Source organism: Streptomyces sp. CBMA123, assembly GCF_014596465.1.
GTDB lineage: Bacteria > Actinomycetota > Actinomycetes > Streptomycetales > Streptomycetaceae > Kitasatospora.
Genome location: NZ_MECK01000639.1, coordinates 21,964 through 30,508 on the forward strand (window position 1 = coordinate 21,964; position 8,545 = coordinate 30,508).

Consider the following 8,545-nt stretch of genomic DNA (forward strand, 5'->3'; position numbering starts at 1 on the left):
GAAATGACGCCGATACGTGCGGTGGCGGAATTCGGTTCACTCGGCGGAGCCGTCCGTGGACCACTCGGCGGGGCTGTCCGTGGACTCGGCGGGGCCGTGCGCGGACCGCTCGGCGGCGTTCGCGGATCGGCTGCGGGCGGCGGCGAAGGAGACCAGGACGACCGCGGCGAGCAGACCGGTCACGGTCACCAGGGCCCCCAGGACCATCAGGAACGCCGCGCCGATCAGCTTGCCGGGCAGGGTGGGGGAGTCGCTGCCGGAGTGCCAGACCACCCGGTTGCCGGTCAGCAGGGCAAGGTCGACCGTGCCCTGCTGCCCGTCGTCCACGTGCTGCCGGGAGTCGACCGCGGTGTCGCGGTGGTCGCCCATCAGGAAGGCCCGCCCGGGCGGGACGGTGACGTCGAAGTCGCGGGTGCAGGTGCCGGCCCGGCGGGCGGCCGGCTCGTCCAGCGGCCTCCCGTCCAGGCTGAGCCGCCCGTCGGCGCAGGCGATGCGCTGGCCGCCGAGGGCCATCACCCGGAAGACGGGGGAGCCGGGCAGGCCCCAGGGGGAGTCGACGATGTGGATCTCGCCGCGTCGGACGTCCGAGGCCGCGACCTCGTCGGCGAGCATCCGGTCGCCCGGCCGGAGGTCCGGTGCCATCGCCGTGCCGTCCATGCGGTGGACGGAGTAGCCGCCGGTGAGGACCACCGAGAGTCCGAGCGCGCCGCACAGCAGGCCGAACACCGCCACGGCCACCGCGAACCACAGGCCTCGGGCCCTTCGCTTCGGCATCCGCCCGTTCCTCTTTCCTCGGCCGCTCGTCGGTCGGACCGTCGGCCGGATCCTATTTCAGGCGACTCGGGCGGCCCTCGGGGGCCTGCGGCCTGACAGGTACAGTTCCGGTGCAGAGCGTGCCGTCGACCGGGGCCGCCGACCAGGAGGGGGACCAGAGCGGATGAGCCGCCGAGACCGTGACCGTGACCGCGAGGGCAAGCGGGGCGCGGGTTCCCCGGTGACCGTCACCGTCTGCCGGGGCTGCTGCTGCGGCACCGAGGCGAAGCACCCGGGGGTGGACCACGCGGGGCAGTACGAGCGGCTGCGGACGGCGGTCGGCTCGGCGGGCCGGGTCCGTGCGGTCACGTGCCTGGACGTGTGCACCCAGTCCAACGTGGTGGTGGTCGGCCCGTCCAGCGAGGGGCGGGCGGCGGGCGGGCGTCCGGTCTGGCTCGGCTTCGTGCTGATGGACGAGATGATCGACGACATAGCCGCCTGGGTACGGGCGGGCGGGCCCGGCCTCGCCGATCCGCCCGGACTGCTCGACCTCCAGCTGATCTCGGTCTCCCGCCGGGTCCGCGAAGGCCTGCCGGAGTGACCGGATACCACTGACGGGCCGTCAGATCCATGCTCCGGGACGGCTTCGGGGCCAGGCCACTACCATGACCGGTGGCATCGAGCGGTTCCGCGCAAAGGGAGGAAGACGATGACGACGGTCTGCCGTATCTGCGCGGGCACCGGCCGCACCGCCGGCCTCAACTGCCGCACCTGCCAGGGCACCGGCACCACCGAGGTGGGCGGCGGGGGCGGCAACTGCTTCCTCTGCGACGGCACCGGGGTGTACGTCCGCTACCGGGTGGACGCGACCGGCGCCAAGCAGCCCTACCGGGACGAGATCTGCCGCACCTGCGACGGCACCGGCAACCGGTCCGCGAACCTCTGGGACGAACCGTCCGGCTGACGCCCGTTCCGTCCGGCACCCGTTCCGTCCGGCACCCGTTCCGTCCGGCACCCGTTCCGTCCGGCACCCGTGCCGCCCGGCGCGCGCCCTGCTCGGTCCGCGCCGCAGGCCCGGGTCATGATCCGGCATCACTTCGATGGGGACATGCTCTTTGCCTGGCCATGGTCCAACGTTGGTGTCCGATTGGGGCGCGCGCTGAGGCCCGTTCACCGGAAGTCCGCGTGCGGTCAACGCACCGCTGACAGAGTCCCGCGCATGGATATCCCCAACATGGGCGTGCCGGCCAAGCTTGCCGACCGCATGAGCACGGCCGAGCAGCACGAGTACCTGCGGGCCCGTTTCTCCCGCCGCCGCATGCTGCGCGCCGGCGCGGTGACCGTGGGCGCCGTCGCCGTCGGCGGTGCACTGGGCAGTGCACCGGCCTTCGCCGCGCCGGCCGGACCCCAGCTGCTGACCGGCGCCACGACGGCCGGCATCGACGGCTCGCTGGTCGCGCCGATCGGGCGTCACCTCCAGTTCGGCGCCGAGCCGGACACCCAGTTCCGCATCTCCTGGCAGGTCCCGGCGCCGGTCAAGAAGCCGTTCCTGCGCTTCGGCCGGCACCCGTGGGAGCTGAGCCACAAGATCCAGGCCGAGGTCCGCGCCCTGCACACCCCGGCGCTGACCCCGAACAGCCAGCCGGTGGACCAGTACTACCTGCACGTGGCGCTGGAGGACCTCCAGCCCGACACCACCTACTACTACGGCGTCGGCCACGAGGGCTTCGACCCCGCCTCGCAGCAGCAGATCTCCACCCTGCACACCTTCCGCACCGCGCCCTCCCGGGACCACCGCTGGGGCAAGGTGTACGAGCCGTTCACCTTCACCGCCTTCGGGGACCAGGGCGTCAGCGCCCACGCGGCCGGCAACGACAACGTCATCAAGGCCCAGAAGCCGGCCTTCCACCTGCACGCCGGCGACATCTGCTACGCCGACCCGGCGGGCTCCGGCACCGACCCGGACAAGTCCGTCTTCAACGCGAAGACCTGGGACGACTTCCTGGTCCAGACCGAGACCGTCGCCGCCGACATCCCGTGGATGGTCGCCTACGGCAACCACGACGTCGAGGCCTGGTACTCGCCCAACGGCTACGGCGGCGAGAACGCCCGCTTCTTCCTGCCGGACAACGGCCCGGACCCGCGCAAGGTCCCCGGCGTCTACACCTTCCGCTACAAGAACGTCGGCGTCATCTCGCTGGACGCCAACGACGTCTCCTACGAGATCCCGGCCAACCTGGGCGTCTCGGCCAACAGGCAGACCACGTGGCTGGAGCGCACCCTCAAGGATCTGCGGAGCGACGAGACCGTCGATTTCGTCGTGGTCTTCTTCCACCACTGCGCCTTCTCCACCACCGTCGCCCACGCCTCCGAGGGCGGCGTCCGTGAAGCCTGGGTGCCGCTGTTCGAGAAGTACCGGGTGGACCTGGTCATCAACGGCCACAACCACATCTACGAGCGCACCGACGCCATCCTCGGCAACAAGGTCTCGAAGCAGGTGCCGAGCGGCGCCACCATCGAGCCGGCGAAGGACGGCGTGGTCTACGTGACCGCGGGCGCGGCCGGCCGCAGCCTGTACAAGTTCGACGTGCCGGACACCTACGAGGGGCACGAGAACCACCAGGACGAGGTCACCACCTACTACTGGAGCAAGGGCCGGGTGAAGACCCCCGAGACCATCCAGTGGTCGCGGGTGCGCTACACCGGCTACTCCTTCATCAAGGTCGACGTCACCCCGGCCCACCTGGGCCAGAAGTCGGTCATGAAGGTCACCGCGCTGGCCGAGAACGGCAGCCAGATCGACAACTACACGATCCTGCGCAAGGTCGGCGAGGGCTGGGACTCCGGCAGCGACGACGACGGGCAGGGCGGCGGCTGGGGCTGGTAGGGCTCCGCGGCCGTGGCGGTGCCCCGGCTCCGAGGTCCTGCGAACCTCGGAGCCGGGGCCTGTTCCCCGGTGCGTTCAGCGCCGGGGCCCGTACATGATCACGCCGACCCCGGCCAGGCAGACCAGCGCGCCCAGCACGTCGTAGCGGGTCGGCCGGAAGCCGTCCACGACCACGCCCCACAGCAGCGAGCCGGCCACGAACACCCCGCCGTAGGCGGCCAGCACCCGGCCGAAGTCGGCGTTCGGCTGCAGCGCCGCGACGAAGCCGTACGCGCCCAGCGCCACCACGCCCAACCCGGCCAGCCACCACGGCCGTTGCTCCCGCACGCTCTGCCAGACCAGCCAGCAGCCGCCGATCTCGGCGAGTGCGGCGACGGCGAACAGGGCGATGGAACGCAGGGTGGTCATGGCTGGTCAGCGTACGTGCTGCTGCCGCCGCTGCTGCCGCTGCTGCCGCTGCTTCCGGTACATCGCTGCTGCCGGTACGTCGCTACTGCCGGTACGTCGCCAGGAAGCGTCCGATCCGGTTGATCGCCGTCTCCAGGTCGTCGGCGCGCGGCAGGGTGACGAAGCGGAAGTGGTCCGGGCGGGGCCAGTTGAAGCCGGTGCCCTGGACGACGTGGATCTTCTCGCGCAGCAGCAGGTCCAGCACGAACTGCTCGTCGTCGACGATCCGGTGCACAGCCGGGTCCAGCCGGGCGAAGGCGTACAAGGCGCCCTTGGGCTTGACGCAGCTGACGCCGGGGATCTCGTTGAGCGCCTTGACCGCGATGTCGCGCTGCTCGGTGAGCCGGCCGCTCGGCAGGACGAGGTCGTTGATGGACTGGTGGCCGCCCAGCGCGGCCTGGACGGCGTACTGCGCGGGCACGTTGGGGCACAGCCGCATGCCGGAGAGCATGGTCAGGCCCTCCAGGTAGTCGGTGGCGTGCTGCTTGGGGCCGGAGACGACCAGCCAGCCGCTGCGGAAGCCGGCCACCCGGTAGGCCTTGGAGAGGCCGTTGAAGGTGAGGGTGAGCACGTCCTCGGCGAGCGCGGCCAGGCAGTGGTGCTCGGTGCCGTCGTAGAGGATCTTGTCGTAGATCTCGTCGGCCAGCACCATCAGCTGGTGGCGGCGGGCGAGGTCGAGGATGCCCTCCAGCAGTTCCTTCGGGTAGACCGCGCCGGTGGGGTTGTTGGGGTTGATGACGACGATCGCCTTGGTGCGGGCGGTGATCTTGGCGGCGATGTCGTCCAGGTCCGGGTACCACTCGGCCTGCTCGTCGCAGAGGTAGTGCACGGCCTTGCCGCCGGCCAGCCGGACGGAGGCCGTCCACAGCGGGTAGTCCGGCATCGGGACGAGCACCTCGTCGCCGTCGTCCACCAGCGCGGTGATCGCCATCTGGATCAGCTCGGAGACGCCGTTGCCGAGGTAGACGTCATTGACGCCGACGCCCTCCACACCACGCTGCTGGTAGTACTGCACCACCGCGCGACGGGCCGGCAGGATGCCGCGCGAGTCGCTGTAGCCGTGCGCCGAGGGCAGGTTGCGGATGATGTCCTGGATGATCTCCTCGGGCGCCTCGAAGCCGAACGGAGCCGGGTTGCCGGTGTTCAGCCGCAGCACGCTGTGCCCGGCCTCCTCCAGGGCGTTGGCCTGGTCGACCACCGGGCCCCGGATCTCGTAGCACACGTCATTGAGCTTGCTGGACTGTCGAAACTCCATCTGCGGCCTCCCGACCGTCACCACCGCTCCGTTGCTTCTGCTTTGTTCTACCAAGCTGGCACTTGGAAAGTCCAACCTCTTGGCTATGCTGATCCACATGTCACGCCGAAGCTACGACCAGTACTGCGCCGTCGCCCGCGCCCTGGACGCGGTGGGGGAGCGCTGGAGCCTCCTGATCGTCCGTGAACTCCTGCGCGGCCCCCGCCGCTACACCGACCTGCACGCCGACCTGCCCGGCGTCTCCACCGACATCCTCGCCGCCCGGCTCAAGCAGCTGGAGGGCGAAGGGCTCGCGGAACGGCGCCGACTGGAACGGCCGGCCAACGCCACGGTGTACGAGCTCACCGAGCGCGGCCGCGAACTGCGGCCGGTGATCGAGGCCCTGGGGGAGTGGGGGCTCGGCGTCCTCGGCGAACAGCGGCCCACCGACGCGGTGCGCGAGCACTGGTTCACGGCTCCGAGCGCGACCGTCGCGGGGTGAACGCACCTCGGGCGTGAACGCACCGCAGGCGGGGCGACGGGTCCGACGAAGGGGTCCGGTGAAGGGGCGGCGGCAAGGCCCCCGTCGCCGGCCGCCGCCCCGTGGACCCAGGATGGCGCAGCGCGATAAACGCACAATGGACGCCGAATGAGCGGCCGGGCCCCCGTCGCACTGGTTGGTAAGTGCACGCGTACGATCGTCGGACCGCGGAGCCATCTCAGGAGAGCGGAGGCAGCCCGTGCCCACCACCAGCCGCAGCTACACCAGCTACACCAGCTACGTCGCCATCGGGGACTCCTTCACCGAGGGCATGTGCGACGACCTCCATCCCGACGGCCACTACCGAGGCTGGGCCGACCGGGTCGCCGCCGCGCTCGCCGGCGAGGCCGACGACTTCCGGTACGCCAACCTCGCCGTCCGCGGCAAGCTCATCGGCCAGATCCACGACGAGCAGCTCGCCACCGCGGCCGCGATGGGCGCCGAACTCGTCACCCTGGCCGGCGGCCTCAACGACGTCCTGCGCCCCGGCTGCGACATCGACCGGGTCGAGCGGCTGCTCGGCCGCTGCGCCGAGGAGCTGCGCGCCACCGGCGCCACCGTCGTCCTGTTCACCAGCACCGACCCCACCCGCAGGATGGCGGGCGGCAGTCGGCTGCTGCCCGCCATCCTGCGGATGAAGGCCTTCGTCCAGGAACTCGGACAGCAGGACGGCGTCGCCGTCGTCGACCTCTTCTCCGCACCCTGCTTCGACGACCGCCGGCTCTGGGCCGAGGACCGCCTGCACCTCTCGCCCGAGGGCCACCGCCGGGTCGCCGAAGGAGTCCTGGAGGCACTCGGCCGCCCCGCCGCCTTCGACTGGCGCGCCCCGCTGCCCGCCGCCGCCCCGCCCGGCCGCGCCGAGAAGCTGCGCTCCGACGCCCGCTGGCTGGGCACCCACCTCGGCCCGTGGATCGGCCGCCGCCTCACCGGCCGCTCCTCCGGCGACGGCCGGCCGCCGAAGCGGCCGGAGCTGCTGCCGTACCGCTGAGCCCGAGGTCCGAGGTTCTGGGTTCGAGGTTCGAGTCCGACGTCCGATGTCCGACGTTTGAGTCCGAGGTCCTAGTCGAGCCAGCTCGGCCCGGGGCTCTCCGCCTCCAGGACCAGGCTCGCCATCGGGGCGTGGGTGGTCCAGCCGAGCGCCGTGTAGAGCCCCTGGCCGGCCGCGGTGCCGACCAGCACGCCGGTACGGGCGCCCGCCTCGTACGCCCCGGACCGCAGGGCCCCCATCACCACGGAGCCCAGGCCCCGGCGGCGGTGCTCGGGCGCGGTGACGATCTGGTCCGGTACGGCCACCGCGCCGGCCAGGCCCGCCTGGCCGCGGGCGGCGAGGTGCCCGTCCTCGCTGCGCACCAGGGCGCGCAGCACGCCGCCCCTGGTCCAGGTGGTCAGGGTGTAGCCGGCCGGCCGCTCGGGCTTCTCGGGGGTGAGCGGGGCGGTCATCAGGAAGCCCGGCTGGTCCAGCCGCCACCGCGGGCCCAGCCAGGGCCGAACGGTCTCGTCCTCGGCGAACAGCTTCAGCCAGGTGGTCGGCGCGGTGGTCGCCTCGGCGAGCTTGCGGACCTCCTCCTCGGTCGGCTCGGGCAGCACGTGCCACCCGACCTCGCCGGTCGGCGCGCCGACGTCGATGGTCCAGCCCCAGGGCTGCTCCACCGGGTCGGCGGCGCCCCGGGAGACGGTCCAGCCGCTGATCCACATCCGGACCAGCTCGGTGATGTTCGACTGCGACATGGCGCGAATCCCCCGCGGGTAATGGTCTCTTATCGCCTTCATACCTTACCTGTAGGAGGGTCGGCCCGCCCAGTAATCTTGATGAGTTCGACCCGCCGGACTCCACCGGCGCCCAGCCCCTGGAAGGACCCCGGACGTGAGCGAGACCGAGTCGCCGCAGGACCCCACGGCGGCCGCGCCGACCCCGCTCCAGTCCGACTGCGGCAGCTGCTTCGGACTCTGCTGCGCCGCCCTGCCGTTCGCCGCCGGCGCCGACTTCGCCGTCGACAAGGCCGCGGGCACCCCCTGCCGCAACCTGCAGACCGACTTCAGCTGCGGCATCCACGCCCGGCTCCGCGACAGCGGCTTCCAGGGCTGCACCGTCTACGACTGCTTCGGGGCCGGACAGCGGGTCTCCCGGGTCACCTTCGGCGGGGTCAGCTGGCGTGAGGAACCCGCCGGCGCCAAGCCGATGTTCGACGTCTTCCCGATCGTCCGGCAGCTCCACGAACTGCTCTGGTACCTCACCGAGGCGCTCACCTTCGCCCCCGCCCGCCCCGTTCACCCCGAACTGCGGCAGGCCCTGGAGGAGACCGACCGCCTCGCCGGCGGCACCCCCGAGGAGATCCTCGCCGTCGACGTCCCGGCCCACCGCCGGCGGATCAGCGACCTCCTGCTGCGCGCCGGCGAACTCGTCCGCGCCGCCGTCCCCCGGCGCCGCGAACACCGTGGCGCCGACCTCTTCGGCGCCCGCCTGCGTGGCGCCGACCTCCAGGGCGCCAACCTGCGCGGCGCCCTCCTCGTCGCCGCCGACCTCTCCGGCGCCGACCTGCGCCTCGCCGACCTCATCGGCGCCGACCTCCGCGACGCCAACCTGGCCGGCGCCGACCTCACCACCGCCCTCTTCCTCACCCAGGCCCAGCTCAACGCCGCCCGCGGCGACGCCACCACCCGCCTCCCCGCCGCCCTCACCCGC

9 protein-coding genes and 1 pseudogene are annotated in these 8,545 nt (G+C 72.2%); 6 read left to right on the forward strand and 4 right to left on the reverse strand.

What is annotated here, in order from left to right:
• Positions 1 to 36: 36 nt before the first annotated feature.
• Positions 37 to 774, reverse strand: a complete 738-nt coding sequence (lepB, locus tag BG452_RS44655; RefSeq protein WP_188310134.1) for a signal peptidase I — start codon at positions 772 to 774, stop codon at positions 37 to 39.
• 163 nt (positions 775 to 937) lie between these two features.
• On the opposite strand from lepB, the gene BG452_RS44660 reads away from it, so the two are divergent.
• The 3 genes from BG452_RS44660 to BG452_RS44670 all read left to right on the forward strand — a co-directional run bounded on the left by BG452_RS44660 (position 938) and on the right by BG452_RS44670 (position 3,640).
• A complete protein-coding gene (locus tag BG452_RS44660; protein WP_188310135.1) occupies positions 938 to 1,354 on the forward strand; it encodes a (2Fe-2S) ferredoxin domain-containing protein in 417 nt (138 codons plus the stop codon).
• Between the two features lie 108 nt (positions 1,355 to 1,462).
• On the forward strand, positions 1,463 to 1,717 hold the full coding sequence (locus BG452_RS44665; protein ID WP_188310136.1) for a hypothetical protein: 255 nt from the start codon (positions 1,463 to 1,465) through the stop codon (positions 1,715 to 1,717).
• 255 nt (positions 1,718 to 1,972) lie between these two features.
• Entirely contained in the window at positions 1,973 to 3,640 is a 1,668-nt protein-coding gene (locus tag BG452_RS44670; protein ID WP_188310137.1) for a purple acid phosphatase family protein, read from the forward strand.
• 75 nt (positions 3,641 to 3,715) lie between these two features.
• On the opposite strand, the gene BG452_RS44675 is transcribed toward BG452_RS44670, so the two are convergent.
• Both BG452_RS44675 and BG452_RS44680 read right to left on the reverse strand, forming a co-directional pair.
• Positions 3,716 to 4,048 (reverse strand): YnfA family protein, encoded by a 333-nt coding sequence (locus BG452_RS44675; protein WP_188310138.1) that lies wholly within the window; start codon positions 4,046 to 4,048, stop codon positions 3,716 to 3,718.
• A gap of 82 nt (positions 4,049 to 4,130) precedes the next feature.
• A complete protein-coding gene (locus tag BG452_RS44680) occupies positions 4,131 to 5,342 on the reverse strand; it encodes a pyridoxal phosphate-dependent aminotransferase (protein WP_188310139.1) in 1,212 nt (403 codons plus the stop codon).
• Positions 5,343 to 5,439: 97 nt separating this feature from the next.
• Between BG452_RS44680 and BG452_RS44685 the strand changes: the two are divergent.
• A pseudogene (locus BG452_RS44685) lies at positions 5,440 to 5,802 on the forward strand (winged helix-turn-helix transcriptional regulator); the annotation flags it as partial.
• Between the two features lie 259 nt (positions 5,803 to 6,061).
• Positions 6,062 to 6,850 carry an SGNH/GDSL hydrolase family protein gene (locus tag BG452_RS44690; RefSeq protein ID WP_317621534.1) on the forward strand — a complete coding sequence of 263 codons (789 nt, stop codon included), beginning with the start codon at positions 6,062 to 6,064 and terminating at the stop codon, positions 6,848 to 6,850.
• Positions 6,851 to 6,921: 71 nt separating this feature from the next.
• On the opposite strand, the gene BG452_RS44695 is transcribed toward BG452_RS44690, so the two are convergent.
• Positions 6,922 to 7,590 carry a GNAT family N-acetyltransferase gene (locus BG452_RS44695; protein WP_188310141.1) on the reverse strand — a complete coding sequence of 223 codons (669 nt, stop codon included), beginning with the start codon at positions 7,588 to 7,590 and terminating at the stop codon, positions 6,922 to 6,924.
• A 136-nt stretch (positions 7,591 to 7,726) separates the two neighbouring features.
• Here BG452_RS44695 and BG452_RS44700 point away from each other — a divergent pair.
• On the forward strand, positions 7,727 to 8,545 hold an 819-nt coding region (locus BG452_RS44700; protein ID WP_188310142.1), incomplete at its 3' end, for a pentapeptide repeat-containing protein.

What these genes read in the sequence shown, in the direction of transcription:
- BG452_RS44670 (WP_188310137.1), top strand. Translation starts at nt 1,973, where the DNA reads ATGGATATCCCCAACATGGGCGTGCCGGCCAAGCTTGCCGACCGCATG.
- BG452_RS44680 (WP_188310139.1), bottom strand. Translation starts at nt 5,342, where the DNA reads ATGGAGTTTCGACAGTCCAGCAAGCTCAATGACGTGTGCTACGAGATC.
- BG452_RS44660 (WP_188310135.1), top strand. Translation starts at nt 938, where the DNA reads ATGAGCCGCCGAGACCGTGACCGTGACCGCGAGGGCAAGCGGGGCGCG.
- BG452_RS44665 (WP_188310136.1), top strand. Translation starts at nt 1,463, where the DNA reads ATGACGACGGTCTGCCGTATCTGCGCGGGCACCGGCCGCACCGCCGGC.
- BG452_RS44695 (WP_188310141.1), bottom strand. Translation starts at nt 7,590, where the DNA reads ATGTCGCAGTCGAACATCACCGAGCTGGTCCGGATGTGGATCAGCGGC.
- lepB (WP_188310134.1), bottom strand. Translation starts at nt 774, where the DNA reads ATGCCGAAGCGAAGGGCCCGAGGCCTGTGGTTCGCGGTGGCCGTGGCG.
- BG452_RS44675 (WP_188310138.1), bottom strand. Translation starts at nt 4,048, where the DNA reads ATGACCACCCTGCGTTCCATCGCCCTGTTCGCCGTCGCCGCACTCGCC.